Origin of the sequence: Streptomyces sp. R33 (assembly GCF_041200175.1) — a bacterium.
Taxonomy (GTDB): Bacteria; Actinomycetota; Actinomycetes; order Streptomycetales; family Streptomycetaceae; genus Streptomyces; species Streptomyces katrae_B.
Genome location: NZ_CP165727.1, coordinates 6,168,780 through 6,185,241, shown reverse-complemented (window position 1 = coordinate 6,185,241; position 16,462 = coordinate 6,168,780). Strand labels below are relative to the sequence as shown.

Annotated in this window: 18 protein-coding genes and 1 riboswitch; of the genes, 10 read left to right on the top strand and 8 right to left on the bottom strand. The window is 72.3% G+C overall.

Annotated elements, in window-relative coordinates:
• Positions 1-120 precede the first annotated feature (120 nt).
• From AB5J51_RS28470 to AB5J51_RS28460, 3 genes are all read left to right on the top strand, one after another.
• Positions 121-522, top strand: a complete 402-nt coding sequence (locus tag AB5J51_RS28470; RefSeq protein ID WP_030156028.1) for a DUF3040 domain-containing protein — start codon at positions 121-123, stop codon at positions 520-522.
• A 137-nt stretch (positions 523-659) separates the two neighbouring features.
• Complete coding sequence (locus tag AB5J51_RS28465) at positions 660-1,295, top strand: DUF4126 domain-containing protein (protein ID WP_369778984.1); 636 nt, start codon at positions 660-662, stop codon at positions 1,293-1,295.
• A 54-nt stretch (positions 1,296-1,349) separates the two neighbouring features.
• Positions 1,350-2,762 (top strand): NAD(P)/FAD-dependent oxidoreductase, encoded by a 1,413-nt coding sequence (locus AB5J51_RS28460; RefSeq protein ID WP_136224586.1) that lies wholly within the window; start codon positions 1,350-1,352, stop codon positions 2,760-2,762.
• A 70-nt stretch (positions 2,763-2,832) separates the two neighbouring features.
• Here the strand turns inward: AB5J51_RS28460 and AB5J51_RS28455 are convergent, their stop codons facing one another.
• The 5 genes from AB5J51_RS28455 to AB5J51_RS28435 all read right to left on the bottom strand — a co-directional run bounded on the left by AB5J51_RS28455 (position 2,833) and on the right by AB5J51_RS28435 (position 7,279).
• Positions 2,833-3,789, bottom strand: coding sequence for a hypothetical protein (locus tag AB5J51_RS28455; protein WP_369778983.1), 957 nt, complete (start codon positions 3,787-3,789; stop codon positions 2,833-2,835).
• Positions 3,790-3,842: 53 nt separating this feature from the next.
• On the bottom strand, positions 3,843-4,760 hold the full coding sequence (gene metF, locus AB5J51_RS28450; RefSeq protein ID WP_053785187.1) for a methylenetetrahydrofolate reductase [NAD(P)H]: 918 nt from the start codon (positions 4,758-4,760) through the stop codon (positions 3,843-3,845).
• 92 nt (positions 4,761-4,852) lie between these two features.
• Positions 4,853-5,503, bottom strand: a complete 651-nt coding sequence (thiE, locus tag AB5J51_RS28445; protein WP_053785186.1) for a thiamine phosphate synthase — start codon at positions 5,501-5,503, stop codon at positions 4,853-4,855.
• Positions 5,504-5,613: 110 nt separating this feature from the next.
• The gene (locus tag AB5J51_RS28440) at positions 5,614-5,979 is read right to left on the bottom strand and encodes an Rv2175c family DNA-binding protein (protein WP_030291860.1); all 366 of its coding nucleotides are present in this window, start codon (positions 5,977-5,979) and stop codon (positions 5,614-5,616) included.
• A gap of 79 nt (positions 5,980-6,058) precedes the next feature.
• On the bottom strand, positions 6,059-7,279 hold the full coding sequence (locus AB5J51_RS28435; protein ID WP_133898279.1) for an NAD(P)/FAD-dependent oxidoreductase: 1,221 nt from the start codon (positions 7,277-7,279) through the stop codon (positions 6,059-6,061).
• Positions 7,280-7,382: 103 nt separating this feature from the next.
• A riboswitch (TPP riboswitch) is annotated at positions 7,383-7,495 on the top strand.
• On the opposite strand from AB5J51_RS28435, the gene thiO reads away from it, so the two are divergent.
• The 6 genes from thiO to AB5J51_RS28405 all read left to right on the top strand — a co-directional run bounded on the left by thiO (position 7,493) and on the right by AB5J51_RS28405 (position 13,319).
• Entirely contained in the window at positions 7,493-8,674 is a 1,182-nt protein-coding gene (thiO, locus tag AB5J51_RS28430) for a glycine oxidase ThiO (protein WP_369778982.1), read from the top strand. It overlaps the preceding riboswitch by 3 nt.
• On the top strand, positions 8,671-8,871 hold the full coding sequence (gene thiS / locus AB5J51_RS28425) for a sulfur carrier protein ThiS (protein WP_053785183.1): 201 nt from the start codon (positions 8,671-8,673) through the stop codon (positions 8,869-8,871). The genes thiO and thiS overlap by 4 nt, the downstream gene beginning before the upstream one ends.
• 5 nt (positions 8,872-8,876) lie before the next feature.
• Complete coding sequence (locus AB5J51_RS28420; protein WP_369778981.1) at positions 8,877-9,671, top strand: thiazole synthase; 795 nt, start codon at positions 8,877-8,879, stop codon at positions 9,669-9,671.
• 232 nt (positions 9,672-9,903) lie between these two features.
• Positions 9,904-11,820 carry a Stk1 family PASTA domain-containing Ser/Thr kinase gene (pknB, locus tag AB5J51_RS28415; RefSeq protein WP_136224581.1) on the top strand — a complete coding sequence of 639 codons (1,917 nt, stop codon included), beginning with the start codon at positions 9,904-9,906 and terminating at the stop codon, positions 11,818-11,820.
• Between the two features lie 20 nt (positions 11,821-11,840).
• Positions 11,841-12,710: a deoxyribonuclease IV gene (locus AB5J51_RS28410; protein WP_053785216.1), complete on the top strand. Its 870-nt coding sequence runs from the start codon at positions 11,841-11,843 to the stop codon at positions 12,708-12,710.
• A 78-nt stretch (positions 12,711-12,788) separates the two neighbouring features.
• Positions 12,789-13,319, top strand: coding sequence for a DUF4396 domain-containing protein (locus AB5J51_RS28405; RefSeq protein ID WP_133898275.1), 531 nt, complete (start codon positions 12,789-12,791; stop codon positions 13,317-13,319).
• A gap of 14 nt (positions 13,320-13,333) precedes the next feature.
• On the opposite strand, the gene AB5J51_RS28400 is transcribed toward AB5J51_RS28405, so the two are convergent.
• Positions 13,334-13,966, bottom strand: coding sequence for a sulfite oxidase-like oxidoreductase (locus AB5J51_RS28400; protein ID WP_053785179.1), 633 nt, complete (start codon positions 13,964-13,966; stop codon positions 13,334-13,336).
• Positions 13,967-14,168: 202 nt separating this feature from the next.
• On the opposite strand from AB5J51_RS28400, the gene bfr reads away from it, so the two are divergent.
• Positions 14,169-14,648 (top strand): bacterioferritin, encoded by a 480-nt coding sequence (gene bfr / locus AB5J51_RS28395; RefSeq protein WP_030291847.1) that lies wholly within the window; start codon positions 14,169-14,171, stop codon positions 14,646-14,648.
• 3 nt (positions 14,649-14,651) lie between these two features.
• Here bfr and AB5J51_RS28390 read toward each other — a convergent pair whose 3' ends face one another.
• Together AB5J51_RS28390 and AB5J51_RS28385 are read right to left on the bottom strand one after the other, a co-directional pair.
• Complete coding sequence (locus AB5J51_RS28390; RefSeq protein ID WP_053785178.1) at positions 14,652-14,891, bottom strand: bacterioferritin-associated ferredoxin; 240 nt, start codon at positions 14,889-14,891, stop codon at positions 14,652-14,654.
• 168 nt (positions 14,892-15,059) lie between these two features.
• Positions 15,060-16,424, bottom strand: coding sequence for a class II 3-deoxy-7-phosphoheptulonate synthase (locus tag AB5J51_RS28385; protein ID WP_369778980.1), 1,365 nt, complete (start codon positions 16,422-16,424; stop codon positions 15,060-15,062).
• Positions 16,425-16,462 lie beyond the last annotated feature (38 nt).

The window sequence follows — 16,462 nt, the reverse complement described above, 5'->3', positions numbered from 1 at the left end:
TCTCCGGGCAGTGTTTGGAACCTCGCGCAGAGGGCGGGTATCACGGGGGCGATTCCCCGCCTATCCTGAAGGGGACCCCTGGTCGCTACCCCCCGCGACCGACGGATGAGGAGGACTCCCGTGCCGCTCTCGGAGCACGAGCAGCGAATGCTCGAGCAGATGGAGCGAGCGCTGTACGCCGAAGATCCCAAGTTCGCGACAGCGCTTGAGGGAAGCGGACTGCGTACGTACACCCGGCGACGGGTCTACCAGGCAGTCGCAGGCATTGTGGTGGGTATCGCGCTCCTCATGACCGGTGTGATCATTCCGAACGTACTCTGGGTCAGCGTGGTGGGTTTCCTCGTCATGCTCGGCTGTACGGTCCTCGTGGTCACCGGTTGGCGCAAGGCACCCAAGCCTGGCGAGCAGCCCGTCTCCGGCAGTGCAGGCGGTTCGGCCCACGGCCGCAACCGACAGCGTCGGTCGATGATGACCCGCATCGAGGAGCGGTGGCAGCGCCGCCGCGACGAGCAGGGGCAGTAGGCCCCCCGCAGACACGGGTGAGGGGACGGTCGCCGCACGGCGACCGTCCCCTCACCGCTCTGCCCCGCCGGTCCGCGTGATCGGTCCGGGTCCCGGATCGCCCCTTCCGAGGCGCGATCCTGCGGCATGATGACCCGGTGAGTGTGCTCCCCCTGGTCTTCACCAGCGGCTGGGCCAGTGGGATCAACGCCTACGCCGTGGTCCTCCTGCTCGGCATCTTCGGCGCGACCGGACTGACCGACGAGGTCCCCGAGTCCCTTCAGCGCACCGACGTGCTCATCGTCGCCGGTGTGCTGTTCCTCTGCGAGGCCGTCGCGGACAAGATCCCGTACGTGGACTCGGTCTGGGACACGGTGCACACCGTGATCCGCCCGGTGGCCGGTGCTGTGGTGGGCGCCCTGCTGGCCGGCCAGAGCGGCTCGCTCTCCGACATCGCCGCCGGCGCGATCGGCGGTTCCACGGCGCTGGCCAGCCATTTCGTCAAGGCCAGCACCCGCATGGCCGTCAACACCTCGCCGGAGCCGTTCAGCAACATCGCGCTGAGCACCGCCGAGGACCTGGGCGTGGCCGGCATCGTCACGTTCGCGATGTTCAACCCCCAGGCCGCCGCGATCATCGCGGCCGTCCTGCTGGCGGCCGGTCTGGCCATACTCGTGTTCCTGTGGACCCGGATCCGCCGCTTCCTGCGCCGCCGGGCCCAGCGCCGCGAGGAGAAGAAGCTCGCCGCCGAGGAGCGCGAGGCGGCCGCGCGGGCCGCGGTGCCACCCCGCTGACTTCCCGCGCCACCCCGCTGACCTCCCGCGATCCCGCTCGATAGGGTCATCCGCATGGCACGAATTGCGGTGATCGGCGCCGGCATGGGCGCGATGGCTACGGCGGCCCGGCTGGCCGTGGCAGGGCACCAGGTGACGGTGTACGAGCGCGGGTCCACCTACGGCGGCTCCGTCGGCCGGTACGAGCAGGGCGGCTTCTCCTTCGACACCGGGCCCGGTCTGCTGCACCTGCCCGCCGTCTACCGCGACCTGTTCGTCAAGACCGGCAAACGGCCCCTGGAGGACTGCGTCGAGCTCGTCCAGGTCGACCCGGCCGTCCGGCACGTCCTGGCCGACGGGACAGCCGTCACCCTCCCGGGGGGCTCGCGCGGCGGCGCCGCCGCCGTCCTCGACGAGGCCTTCGGCGCGGGCGCCGGCGAGCGCTGGAACGGGGTCCTGGGCCGGGCCCGGGACGCCTGGAACGCCACCCGCCGCCCCCTGCTGGAGGAGCCGCTGCGCCCCGACTGGCAGGTGCTGGGCGGCGATCCGTACCCCGCGCTGCGGGGGAGCGGCCTGCTGCGCCGCCGCCCGCCGACCCTCGCCGAGGTGGCCGGGCGCGAGCTGGGCGGGGAGCTCGGCGAGCTGCTGGCCGCCCGGGTGCGGGCGTACGGGATCGACCCCGCCACCGCGCCCGCAGCGGCGGCCGTGCTCCCGTACATGGAGCAGACCTTCGGCAGCTGGTACGTGCGCGGCGGGATGCGGGAGCTGGCCACCGCCGTGTACGAGCGCTGCCGGGAGCGGAAGGTCGCCTTCGTCCTCGACGCACCGGTACGGAAGGTCCTGGAGCGGGACGGCCGGGCGGCCGGGCTGCTGCTGGCCGACGGCACCGAGGCCGCCGCCGATCTCGTGGTCTGCGGGGTCGACCCGCGGCAGCTGGGGACCCCGCTGCCGGCCGGCGGCGCCCCGGCCCGCGGGCCGGGGGTGGCGAGCAGGCTGACCCTGCTGCTCGCGCTGCGCGGAGCCCGCCCCGCGGACGCCGTCCACCGCACCCTGGTCCACTCCCCCGGCACCCAGCTGACCGTGCTGCGCCCCGACGACCCCGCGATCCGGCCCGACGCGGACCACGAGGCCGTCACCGTGAGCGCCGTCTGCGGCCCTGGAGGCGCCTCTGCGCCCCGCGAGGAGGAGTTGCTGGACCTGGCCGCCCGGGCCGTTCCCGGGCTGCGCGAGCGGCTGCTGTGGACGCAGGCGCGTACGCCCGCGGACATCGAGGCGGCCACCGGCGCGCAGGGCGGCGCGGTGCCGCCGCCCGCCCTGGCCGGGGCCGGCGGCCGGATGCTCTACCCCGCCAACACCACGGCGCTGCCGGGGCTGTTCCTCGCGGGCGGCTGGGCGCACCCCGGCGGCGGGCTCGCGCACGCCGGGATGACCGGGGCCCTGGTGGCCGGACTCATCGTGGAGGGCGCGGAGTTCCGCGGCTCCCAGTGACACGGACGCCCCCGGGGAAGGAACCCCGGGGGCGCACGCGCTGCTTCACGGCCTCCTCGGCCTCACGGCCTCAGTAGCGGTACTGCTCGTACTCGCCGGAGCCCTGGTACGGGTACTCCTGCGGCTGTTGCTGCGGGTACGGCTGCTGCTCGTCCCCCGGGTAGGGGTGGGCGGCCCCGTCGGTGGACCGCTGCTGCGGCACCCACACCCCGCCCGGCGGGGTGTCCATGGAGTACTGCTGCTGCCCGCCCGCGCTCGCGTACGGGTCGGCGGAGTAGTCGGCGTACGGGGTGTAGTCGTACGGCTGTTGCGGGATGACGGCCCCGCCGGTGCCGATGTACGGGTCCGAGTAGGCGGCGTAGACCTGCTGTTCGCCGCCGGCCGGATAGCCCGTGGAGTAGTCGTAGCCGCCCTGGCCCGTCGGCTCGTAGGACTGCGCGTCGTAGTAGGGCGCGTACTGGTGGGCGTCCTGCTCGGCCGTGGAGAACGGCGGGGCGAACGCCGCCGTCCGCCCCGCGTCGGCGGTGGGCGCGAAGCTCTGTATCCCGTACGACCCGGTGTCCTCGGGCAGCGGCTCCGGGCTGTAGAACTCCTCGGTCGCGGCCTGGAACTGCGGCTCCGGCCGCTCCTTGCCGGACGCGTCGGGCGTGTCGGCGCCGTCGGCGTCCCCGTCCGTCCCCTCGGACCCGTACTCCAGCCCGGTCACCTGCAGCGCGGGCTCGGGGCGCGGACCGCCCGCCCGGCGGCGCCGGGTCTTCCGTACGGGCTCACCGCCCCGGCGCAGCGCCCAGCCGGCCTCGAAGCCCTTGCGGAAGGAGAGCGTCACCAGGGTCTGGCCCACGGCGAACGCGGCCGCACCGACGCCGATGACCAGCACCGAGGGCAGCACCACCCCGGCGACCACACCGAGGAACCCGGCGAACGCGAGCAGGCGCCAGCGCAGCCGGGCCTTGTACTGCATCAGGACCTCGGCAAGCAGCCACAACGCGACGAAACCGAACGCGATGTAGAGGACCGTCATTCCCATGCGTGGCACCTCTCGGTACGGCCGCCCCGCCCAGGAACAAGGGGGCCGGCCGATCAGGCCCGCTGGTGCAGGCCCAGGTTCTCGTAGATCTCGAGAGTCGCCGTGGAATTGTTCAGCGTGATGAAGTGCAGCCCCGGGACACCCTCGGACAGCAGCCGCGCGCAGAACTCCGTGGCGAACTCGATCCCAATGGAGCGTACAGCGGCTGGATCGTCCTTGACGGCGAGCATGCGCTCTTTCACGGCTGCGGGGAAGACTGCGTTGCTGAGTTGTGGCAACCGGTCGAGCTGCTTGATGCCCACAACAGGCATGACCTCGGGGATGATCGGGGTCTCGCAGCCCGCCTTCCCGGCGCTGTCGCGCAGCCGCAGATAATTCTCCGGATCGAAGAACATCTGGGTGATCGCATAGTCGGCGCCGGCGCGGCACTTGTCCACGAAGTGACGGATGTCCGTGTCCCAGTCCTCCGAGCGCGGGTGCATCTCGGGGAAGGCCGCGACGCCCACGCAGAAGTCCCCGGACTCCTTGAGCAGTCGGACGAGGTCGGCCGCGTAGTGCACGCCCTCGGGGTGCGCCAGCCAGGGGCCCATCGGGTCGCCCGGCGGGTCTCCGCGCACGGCGAGCATGTTGCGGATGCCGGCGTCGGCGAACTGGCCGATGACATTGCGCAGCTCGGCGATGGAGTGGTCGACCGCGGTGAGGTGCGCGACGGGGGTCAGGGTGGTGTCGGCGGCGATCTGCTGGGTGGCCTTGACGGTGCCGCCGCGGGTGGAGCCGCCGGCCCCGTAGGTCACGGAGACGAAGCTCGGGCCCACCGCCTCGATCCGGCGCAGCGCGTTCCAGAGGTTGCGCTCGCCCTTCTCCGTCTTGGGCGCCCAGAACTCGAAGGAGTACGACGGGCTCCCGGACGCCAGCAGGTCACGGACCGTGCGTGCACGGTCCGTACGGGTGGAAGCGGTTCCAAGGGCCATACGGGCAGGTTAGACGCGTGTTCGCGGTCACCGAAGCGGTGTCCGCCTTTTGGACACGTTTTTGGACACCTGCACGGGGGTCCTGCGACGGCTTAGGCGGAAACGCGCTCCCGGACCCGCTTGGCCAGGTCGGCGGCGGCCGCACCCGGGTCGGAGGCCTCGGTCAGGGCGCGGACGACCACGATGCGGGTGGCTCCGGCGTCGAGGACCTCGTCGAGGTTGCCCGCGTCGATGCCGCCGATGGCGAACCAGGGGCGGGGCTGCGCCAGCGAGGCCGCGTACCGGACCAGCCCGAGGCCGGGGGCGTACCGGCCGGGCTTGGTGGGGGTGGGCCAGCAGGGGCCGGTGCAGAAGTAGTCCACGCCCGGCTCGGCGACGGCGGCGTCGACCTCGGACTCGGCGTGGCAGGACCGGCCGAAGAGCACCCCGTCGCCGAGGATCGCACGGGCGGCGGGCACCGGGATGTCGCCCTGGCCCAGGTGCAGGACGTCGGAGCCGATGGCGTGGGCGACGTCGGCGCGGTCGTTCACCGCGAGGAGCCTGCCGTGCCGGCGGGCGGCCTCGGCGAAGACCTGGAGGTGCTCGAGCTCCTCGCCGGCCTCCATGCCCTTGTCCCGGAGCTGGACGATGTCCACGCCTCCGGCCAGGACCGCGTCGAGGAACTCGGGGAGGTCCCCCTGCCGCTTGCGGGCGTCCGTGCACAGGTAGAGCCGGGCATCGGACAGCTGGGCGTTCGCGGACATGGGTACCCCCCGGGGTGGAAGCGGTGCACGGGCCGTCCAGGGCCCGTGCACCGCGGATGGATCAGGCGGCCCGGATCACCGGGCCGCTCGGGTCGCTCGGGTCGCTCGGCTCAGAGGGCGAGCGCCTGAGCGCGGCGCTTCACCTCCGTGCCGCGATTCTCACTCAGCGCCTGGACGGGGGTGCCGGGCAGGGTCGGGTCGGCGGTGAAGAGCCATTCCAGCATCTCCTCGTCGGAGAAGCCGTCGTCGCGGAGCACGGTCAGCAGGCCCGCGAGGCCCTTGACGGTCTTGTCGCCGTCGATGAAGGCGGCGGGCACCTGCAGCGCGCGGTTCTCACCGCGGCGTACGGCGATCAGCTGACCTTCCTTGACCAGCTGGCGGACCCGGGTCACTTCGATGTCGAGCATCTCCGCGATGTCGGGGAGGTACAGCCAGGCGGGGACAAGGGCATCGATCTTTGCGTCAATCTCGGTCACGAGCACAAGCCTGCCACCTCGGACCGACACCCGGTACCCGAGCCGACCCGTCCGGGTCTGCGGGCCCCCTCCGCACCGTCTAGACCAGCGCCGATTTCAGCGGGGTCGCCGGGTCGGAGACCTTGGCGGGGTCCACGGGGGCGCCCGTCTCGATCAGCTTCCGGCCCTGCGCCAGGTCCCGCGGCCGACCCACCGCCAGGACCGCGACCAGCGCTCCCGCCCGGAGCCAGCACACCGACCACGCCGCCTCGGCCGGGTCCCCGCGCCACATGAGCTCGTCCGCCCCCGCATGGTGCCCCGCGTACTGCACGAAGCGCCCGAACTGCTCCGACCAGAAGTACGGCACCGGGTCGTAGACCTGCACCGGAGCCGCCGCCACGATGTTCGCCGCGACCACGCGCGGCCCCTGCAGGGCGTTGTCCCAGTGGTGCACCAGCAGCCGCGCCCCGTAGCGCCCCGACGGGAACGACGCGCAGTCGCCGACCGCGTACACCCCGGGCAGGGAGGTCCGCAGGTACTCGTCCGCGGTGACCGAGCCGTCCGGGCCGAGCGCGACCCCCGATTCCGCCAGCCACCGGGTCGCCGGCCGGGCCCCGATGCCCACGACCACCGCGCCCGCCGGCAGCTCCCGGCCGTCCGCGAGCAGGACCCGCCCGGACTCCACCGAGGCCACCTTCGCGCCGGTCAGCAGGGCGGCCCCGGCCTCCTCGTACCAGCGGGCCATGGGGGCCGCGACCTCCGCCGGCAGCGCCCCGGCCAGCACCCGGTCCGCCGCCTCGACCACGGTCACCGCGCAGCCCGCCTCGCGCGCCGCCGTGGCGAACTCGGCGCCGATCCAGCCGGCCCCGACGACCACGGTCGCCGGCGCCTGGGCCAGCACCGGGCGCAGCCGGGCCGCGTCGTCCAGGGTGCGCAGCAGGTGCACGCCCTGGACGCCCTCGGACCCGGGCAGGGTCAGTGGTTCGGCGCCGGTCGCCAGTACGAGCACCTCGTACGGGACCGGTCCCGCCTCGGTGTCCAGCTCGCGCTCGGCGGCCCGCAGCCCGGTGACCTCCACCCCGAGCCGGAGCTCGATGCCCAGCCCCTCGAAGTCCACGTCGAAGGCGGAGTCCTCGGCCTTGCCGAGCAGCACCGCCTTGGACAGCGGGGGCCGGTCGTAGGGCTGGTGGGGCTCGGCGCCCAGCAGGGTCAGGGGGCCGCTCCACCCCTGCTCCCGCAGCGCGACCGCGGTCTGCACCCCGGCCATTCCGGCGCCGACGATGACGACGCCGCTCTGTGTCTGTTCCGTCTGCTCGCTCACACCGCCCAGCCTAGCGATCTGACGCACCGTCAGGAACAGCGGCCGGGGGAACGGCCGGGGAGGCAGCCTTACCCGGCCCCGGCGCCGGGGTTAGTCTGGCCGTCGTACCTATCGCGGGAGTCCGGGCGTACCGGGCTGAGAGGGAGGCTGGACGGCCTCCGACCGTACGAACCTGATCCGGGTCATGCCGGCGAAGGGAGGGGCTGGACGCCCATGCACTCATCTCGGAAGGGATCCGCCAGGGGATCCGACGTCCTCGTCATCGGGGGCGGGATCATCGGCCTGGTCACCGCCTGGCGGGCGGCCCGGCGCGGGCTGCGGACCGCGCTCGCCGATCCGGCGCCCGGCGGCGGCGCCGCTCAGGTCGCGGCCGGCATGCTCGCCGCCGTCACGGAGCTGCACTACGGCGAGGAGACCCTGCTGGGCCTCAATCTCGCCTCCGCCGGCCGCTACCCGGAGTTCGCCGCCGAGCTGGCCGACGCCAGCGGAGGGATGGACATCGGCTACCGCGCCTGCGGCACGCTCGCCGTGGCCCTCGACGCCGACGACCGGCTCCACCTGCGCGAGCTGCACGCCCTGCAGCGGCGCTGCGGCCTGGAGTCCGAGTGGCTCACCGGCCGCGAGTGCCGCCGCCTGGAGCCGATGCTGGCCCCGGGCGTACGCGGCGGCCTGCGCGTGGACGGCGACCACCAGGTCGACCCGCGCCGGCTGGCGGCCGCGCTGCTGGCCGCCTGCGAGGGCGCCGGCGTGGAGATCCACCGGGCGGACGCCGAGCAGCTGCTCACCGCCGCCGACCGGGCCGCCGGGGCACTGCTCGACGACGGTACGGAGCTGCGCGCCGACCAGGTGGTGCTGGCCGCGGGCTCGCTCAGCGGCCGGCTGGCCGGCGTACCGGCGCAGGTGCTGCCGCCCGTACGGCCGGTCAAGGGCCAGGTGCTGCGGCTCGCGGTGCCGGCGGCGTACGCGCCGTTCCTGTCGCGGACGGTCCGGGCGGTGGTCCGCGGCAGCCACGTGTACCTGGTGCCGCGCGAGAACGGCGAGCTCGTCATCGGCGCCACCAGCGAGGAACTCGGCTGGGACACCACGGTCACCGCGGGCGGCGTGTACGAACTCCTGCGCGACGCCCATGAGTTGGTACCCGGCATCACCGAACTGCCGCTGACCGAGACCCGGGCGGGGCTGCGGCCCGGCTCCCCGGACAACGCCCCGCTGCTCGGCCCGACCGACCTGCCCGGCCTGCACCTGGCCACCGGGCACTACCGCAACGGGGTGCTGCTGACCCCGCTCACCGGCGACGTCATGGCGGAGCTGCTGACCACCGGCGTGCTCCCGGAGATCGCCCGCCCGTTCACCCCGCGCCGCTTCAGCGTCGCACGTCAGGAGTCCTACGCATGACGATCTCCGTCAACGGCGAGCCGCGCGAGGTCGCGGCCGGCACCACCCTCGACGCGGTGGTCGCCATCCTGACCGCGGCCCCCTCGGGCGTCGCGGCCGCACTCAACGAGACCGTGGTCCCGCGCGGGCAGTGGCCGCTCACGCCGGTGGGCGAGGGCGACCGGGTCGAGATCCTCACCGCCGTGCAGGGAGGCTGAGCGCGATGGCAGACGACGCTTTCGTGCTGGGCGGCCGGACCTTCTCGTCCCGCCTGATCATGGGGACGGGCGGGGCGCCGAGCCTGGACGTCCTGGAACGGGCGCTGACCGCGTCCGGTACGGAGCTCACGACGGTGGCGATGCGGCGGCTGGACCCGACGGTCCAGGGCTCGGTCCTGTCGGTGCTGACCCGGCTGGGCATCTGCGTACTCCCCAACACGGCGGGCTGCTTCACGGCGGGCGAGGCGGTGCTGACGGCGCGCCTCGCGCGGGAGGCGCTGGGCACGGACTGGATCAAGCTCGAGGTCGTGGCCGACGAGCGGACCCTGCTGCCGGACGGCCTGGAGCTGCTGGACGCCGCGGAGACGCTGGTGGACGAGGGCTTCACGGTGCTGCCGTACACCAACGACGACCCGGTGCTCGCGCGGAAGCTGGAGGACGTGGGCTGTGCGGCGATCATGCCGCTGGGGTCGCCGATCGGCTCGGGGATGGGGATCCGCAACCCGCACAACTTCGAGCTGATCGCGGAGCGGGCGGGGGTGCCGGTGATCCTGGACGCGGGGGCCGGTACGGCCTCGGACGTGGCGCTGGCGATGGAGCTGGGGTGCTCGGCGGTGATGCTGGCGTCGGCGGTGACCCGGGCGCAGTCCCCGGTCCTGATGGCGGCGGCCATGCGCGACGCGGTGTCGGCGGGCCGTCTGGCGTACCGCGCGGGCCGCATCCCGCAGCGCCGCTTCGCGGAGGCCTCGTCCCCGGCCGAGGGCCGCGCCGCCCTCGACCCGGAACGCCCGGCCTTCTGACGCTCCGCTGCGCGGGGCCTTCTCCCCGCCCCGCCCTTTCTCCGTTTCCCGGGCTCTGCCCGGACCCGGTCTTCGGCCCCGGACGGGCTGGAATTGCCGCTGCGCGGCAAGATCCGGACCCGCCGGGGCCGAGCCGCGCGAGGGGCGCGTCGAAAAGGGAGTCACGTCACAGCTGCGCTGCAACAAACCACACCCGGGACGGGACCCCGACCCGCGCTCGTAGAATCGCCGGGTGGATACGACCCTGGATGACCCCCTCGTCGGGCAGACACTCGACGGCCGCTACCGCGTCGACGCCCGCATCGCGGCCGGCGGCATGGCGACGGTCTACCGGGCCGTCGACACCCGCCTCGACCGCGTGCTCGCGCTGAAGGTGATGCACCCGGCGCTCGCCGCCGACGGCGGCTTCGTCGACCGGTTCATCCGCGAGGCCAAGTCCGTGGCCCGCCTCGCGCACCCCAACGTCGTCGCCGTCTTCGACCAGGGCACCGACGGGCCGTACACGTACCTCGCCATGGAGTACGTCTCCGGCTGCACGCTGCGCGACGTGCTCCGCGAGCGCGGCGCGCTCCAGCCCCGGGCCGCCCTCGACATCCTCGAGCCCGTCCTCGCCGCGCTCGGCGCCGCCCACCGGGCCGGGTTCGTGCACCGCGACATGAAGCCCGAGAACGTCCTGATCGGCGACGACGGCCGGGTCAAGGTGGCGGACTTCGGGCTGGTCCGGTCCGTCGACTCGGTCACCAGCACCACCGGCTCCGTCCTCGGCACCGTCTCCTACCTCGCCCCCGAGCAGATCGAGAGCGGCAGCGGCGACACCCGCGTGGACGTCTACGCCTGCGGTGTCGTCCTGTACGAGATGCTCACCGGCTCCAAGCCGCACTCCGGCGGCACCCCCGCCCAGGTGCTCTACCAGCACCTGCACGAGGACGTGCCGCCGCCGTCGGCCGCCGTCCCGGGGCTGCCGGGCGTCCTGGACCAGCTCGTCGCGTACGCCGCCGCCCGCGATCCGGAGCTGCGCCCCTCCGACGCCGCCGCCCTGCTCGGGCTGGCCCTCGACGCCCGCGCGCTGCTCGGTGACGCCGAGCTGGACGCCGTGCCGCCGCAGGCGCGTGCCGAGGCGCGCAGCGCCACCGAGGACCGCACCAGTGTGATCCCGCGGCCCGTCGCGGGACAGCCGCCCGTGAACCTCACGTCCCGGCTGGAGCTCCCGGACCGCCCGGAGCCCGCACCGGCCCGTACCGCGCCTCCGGCCTCGCGCAGGCCGCGGCGCGGCACGCTGCTCGTGATCGCCGGGGTGCTGCTCGCGCTCGGTCTGGGCACCGGGGTCTGGTACATCAACGCCGGCCAGTTCACGAAGGTCCCCAATCTGCTCGGGAAGAGCGAGGCGCAGGCCAAGTCCGACCTGTCCGCGGCCGGCCTCGGTGTGAAGCGGATCGACCGGAAGTTCAGCGACGCGTTCGACCGCGGGACGGTGATGAACTCCGACCCCTCGGGCGGCAAGCGCATCCGCGGCAACGGCGCGGTGGTGCTGACGATCTCGCGCGGCCCGGAGGTCGTCGTCGTACCGGACGTGAAGGGCAGGCCGCTGGACGACGCGAAGGCCGAGCTGACCAAGAGCGGTCTGGCTCCCGGCCTGGTCACGCAGGCGTTCAGCCAGGACGTCGCGCAGGGATCGGTGATCTCCACCGATCCGACGGGCGGGCAGAAGCGGTCGCCCGACACGGCGGTCGCGATCGTGGTCAGCAAGGGCCGGCCGGTGCAGGTGCCGAACGTGGCCGGACGCCCCCTCGACCAGGCGCGGGCCGCCCTCCAGGACGCCGGCCTCAAGGTCGAGACGGCCGCGGACCAGGTCAATTCGCCGTTCCCTGCCGGTACGGTCGCCAACCAGTCGATCGGCGCCGGAGCGCAGGCCGCGACGGGTGACACGGTGACGCTCACCGTGTCCAAGGGCCCGCGGCAGATCCCGGTGCCGAACGTGACCGGCCAGGAGGCGGACGTGGCCCGCAGGACGCTGGAGGCGGCCGGTTTCAAGGTGAAGGTGGAGCGGCCCTTCCTGTCCTTCAGCAACACGGTGGACGCCCAGTCGGTGCCGGGCGGCCAGAACGCCCCCGAGGGCAGCACGATCGTCCTACGGACCAAGGGGCTGTAGCGGTAGTGGACCAGAGCGTCATGGACGGGGCCGTGCGCAATCCCGTGGGCGGACACGTCCCCGTCGCCGGCGGGCTCGCCTCGGTGGGGCTGACGTACGCGCGGGAGATGGGTGCCGAGGCCGTCCAGGTCTTCGTGGCCAATCCCCGCGGCTGGGCCACCCCGGTGGGGAACCCGGCGCAGGACGAGTTGTTCCGGGCCGGGTGCGCGGCCGGGTCGATCCCGGCGTATGTGCACGCGCCGTACCTGATCAACTTCGGCTCGCACACGGAGGCGACCGTGGAGAGGTCGGTGGAGTCACTGCGGCACTCGCTGCGCCGCGGCCGGGAGATCGGTGCGCTCGGGGTGGTCGTCCACACCGGCTCGGCGACCGGAGGGCGCCCGCGCGAGGTGGCGTACGCGCAGGTCAGGGAGTACATGCTGCCGCTGCTGGACGAGCTGGTGCACGACGACGACCCGTTCCTGCTGCTGGAGTCCACGGCCGGGCAGGGTTCCTCGCTGTGCTCGCGGACCTGGGACTTCGGGCCGTACTTCGAGGCGCTGGAGCACCATCCGAAGCTCGGGATCTGCCTGGACACCTGCCATGTCTTCGCCGCGGGGCACGATCTGGCGGAGCCGGGCGGCGCCAAGCAGACGCTGGACCTGCTGGTGGACACGGTGGGCGAGGGGCGGCTGAAGCTGATCCACGCGAACGACTCGAAGGAGGGCGTGGGCGCCCACAAGGACCGCCACGCCAACATCGGGCAGGGACACATCGGCGGGGACGCGTTCGCCGAGCTGTTCACGCATCCCGCGACGCAGGGCGTCCCGCTGATCATCGAGACGCCGGGCGGCAAGGAAGGGCATGCGGCGGACGTGGCGCTGCTGAAGGAGCTGCGCGAGCTCCACTGATCCGTTGAGGAATACCCCTGGGGGGTATACGGTTCTGCTGTCTGCAGGACCGTTATCCGACGTTCCCAGGGGGTTCCGATGGAACACGCGCACGCACACCACGAGCACGACGCACACCATCAGCACCACGACAGCGGCCACGGCACCGGCGGCCAGGGCACCGGCCACGGCAGGGCGAGCTGGGCCGTGGCGGCCAAGGCCACCCTCCACTGCCTCACCGGCTGCGCCATCGGCGAAGTGCTCGGCATGGTCATCGGCACGGCCCTGGGCTGGGGAAATGTGCCGACGATGATCCTGGCGATCGTCCTCGCGTTCTTCTTCGGCTACGCGCTCACCCTGCGCGGGATCCTCGCCGCCGGCGTGGACCTGCGTGCGGCCATCCGGGTGGCCTTGGCCGCGGACACCCTTTCGATCGCCGTCATGGAGCTGATCGACAACGGCGTGATCGCGCTGTGGCCGGGAGCGATGGACGCGCACCTCGCGGACGCGCTGTTCTGGGTCGTGCTGGCGATCTCGCTCGCGCTCGCCTTCGTCGTCACGACCCCGGTCAACAAGTGGCTGATCGGCCGCGGCAAGGGCCACGCGGTCGTGCACCGGTACCACCACTGAGGGCGGAGCCCCGATTACAACTCGGGGCCGTCCCCCGGCTCCTCCTGGTACGAGTAGCGCTGCTCGCGCCAGGCGTCGCCGATGTTGTGGTAGCCGCGCTCCTCCCAGAAGCCGCGGCGGTCGGCGGTCATGTACTCGATGCCGCGGACCCACTTCGGGCCCTTCCAGGCGTACAGGTGCGGGACCACGAGCCGTACCGGGAAACCGTGCTCGGCGGTGAGCAGTTCACCGCCCTCGTGGGTGGCGAAGACGGTGCGGTCGGAAGCGAAGTCGGCCAGCCGCAGGTTGGAGCTGAAGCCGTACTCGGCCCACACCATCACGTGCGTGACCTGCGGCGACGGCGGCGCCAGGGCGAGGATGTCGCGGGCGAGGACCCCGCCCCATTCGGCGCCCTGCATGCTGAACTTCGTCACGCAGTGCAGGTCCGCCACGACCGACTCGAACGGCAGGGCCGTGAATTCCTCGTGGTTCCAGCAGTGCTTGTCACCGTCGGCGGTCGCTCCGAAGACGCGGAACTCCCAGCGGTCCGGCTTGAACTTGGGGACCGGGCCGTAGTGGGTGACCGGCCAGCCGCGCTGCAACCGCTGCCCCGGTGGAAGCTCCAGCTGCTCTGCTCCCGGAGATTCCCGGCTTTCCGGCTGACCCATGCCTCCATGGTGACAGACGTGGCGGGGTGGTCACGACCAGGTATGCCCCTATACGGGCAAGTCACTGCAACTCACACTAAGGAGGCACTTACTGGACGGCCTCCTGCGGCGGTGCAAGGATGCGCGCACTCCCCCAGTCACGGCTGGGAGGTACCCCCAGACCCGTCATTACAGCTGACACTGCCTGGAAGGAGCCTCTGCGATGCAGGGCGACCCCGAGGTCCTCGAGTTTCTGAACGAGCAGTTGACCGGCGAGCTCACGGCGATCAACCAGTACTGGCTCCACTACCGGATCCAGGACAACAAGGGTTGGACCAAGCTCGCGAACTACACCCGTGCCGAGTCCATCGACGAGATGAAGCACGCGGACAAGATCACCGAGCGCATCCTCATGCTGGACGGCCTGCCGAACTACCAGCGGCTCTTCCACGTACGCGTCGGCCAGACCCTGACGGAGATGTTCCAGGCGGACCGGCAGGTCGAGGTCGAGGCCATCGACCGCCTCAAGCGCGGGATCGAGGTGATGCGCGGCAAGGGCGACGTGACCTCGGCGCGCCTCTTCGAGGAGATCCTGGGGGACGAGGAGCACCACATCGACTACCTCGACACCCAGCTGGAGCTCATCGAGAGCATCGGGGAGCCGCTCTACATCGCGCAGCTGATCGAACAGCCGGAGAGCTGAGTCCTACGCGGCTTCCGCGAGCGCCGGGTCGGCCGCGAGCACGGCAGCGGCGTTGCCCTTCTCCAGCAGCTCCCGACGCGGGCACGCCCCGCGGCCCAGGATGCCCTGGATGGTGCGCACACAGGATCCGCAGTCGGTGCCGGCCTTGGTGACCGAGGCGATCTGGCGGGGGGTGCAGGCCCCGGCGGCCGCGTGCTCCTTGACCTGCTTGTCGGTGATCCCGAAGCAAGAGCAGACGTACACGCGGTTCACCTCCCTGGAAGGAATGGTTTCTGCAGCCATCCCCTATTCGGTGAGGCTTACCTAACCGTACCCAAAGTGAGGCGTACCCAAAAGCCCTGGCAACGACGGTGGGGCACGGATCACATCGATCCGTGCCCCACCGTCGTAGGTACCTACGTACTGATCCGCTTACTGGTCGCGGTACATCTCGGCGACGAGGAAGGCCAGGTCCAGGGACTGGCTGCGGTTGAGCCGCGGGTCGCAGGCCGTCTCGTAGCGCTGGTGCAGGTCGTCGACGAAGATCTCGTCGCCGCCGCCCACGCACTCGGTGACGTCGTCACCGGTGAGCTCGACGTGGATGCCGCCCGGGTGGGTGCCCAGGCCCTTGTGGACCTCGAAGAAGCCCTTGACCTCGTCGAGCACGTCGTCGAAACGGCGCGTCTTGTGGCCGGAGGCCGCCTCGAAGGTGTTGCCGTGCATCGGGTCGGTGACCCAGGCGACGGTCGCGCCCGAGGCCGTGACCTTCTCGACGAGCTCGGGGAGCTTGTCCCGGACCTTGTCGGCGCCCATGCGGACGACGAAGGTCAGCCGGCCCGGCTCGCGCTCCGGGTCCAGGCGGTCGATGTACGTCAGCGCCTCGTCCACCGTGGTGGTCGGGCCGAGCTTGATGCCGATCGGGTTGGCGATCTGCGAGCAGAACTCGATGTGCGCGTGGTCCAGCTGGCGCGTGCGCTCACCGATCCAGACCATGTGGCCGGAGGTGTCGTACAGCTTGCCGGTACGCGAGTCGGTGCGGGTCAGCGCGCCCTCGTAGTCGAGCAGCAGCGCCTCGTGGGAGGCGTAGAACTCGACGGCCTTGAACTCGGCCGGGTCGGTGCCGCACGCCTTCATGAAGTTCAGCGCGTTGTCGATCTCCCGCGCGAGCTGCTCGTAGCGCTGCCCGGACGGGGAGGACTTCACGAAGTCCTGGTTCCAGGCGTGCACCTGGCGCAGGTCGGCGTAGCCACCGGTGGTGAAGGCGCGCACGAGGTTCAGCGTCGACGCGGACGCGTGGTACATGCGCTTCAGCCGCTCGGGGTCCGGGATCCGGGCCTCTTCGGTGAAGGCGAAGCCGTTGACGGAGTCGCCGCGGTAGGTCGGCAGGGTGACGCCGTCGCGGGTCTCGGTGTCCTTGGAGCGCGGCTTGGAGTACTGGCCCGCGATGCGGCCGACCTTGACGACGGGCACGGAGGCCGCGTACGTCAGGACGGCGCTCATCTGGAGCAGCGTCTTCAGCTTGGCTCGGATGTGCTCGGCGGACACGGCGTCGAAGGCCTCGGCACAGTCGCCGCCCTGCAGCAGGAACGCCTCGCCCTTGGCGACGGCTCCCAGACGGGCGCGCAGCTGGTCGCACTCGCCCGCGAAAACGAGCGGAGGATACGACTCGAGGTCCGCGACGACAGCGCGCAGTGCCTCGGCATCGGGGTACGAAGGCTGCTGCGCCGCGGGAAGGTCTCGCCAGGTCGCCTTGGCGGCGGGGGCTTGGGTTTCAGCGTTCACGGTCACCTCGTACACATTACGGCGTCTTGCGTCACGTCCAGCCCGGTGCCCAC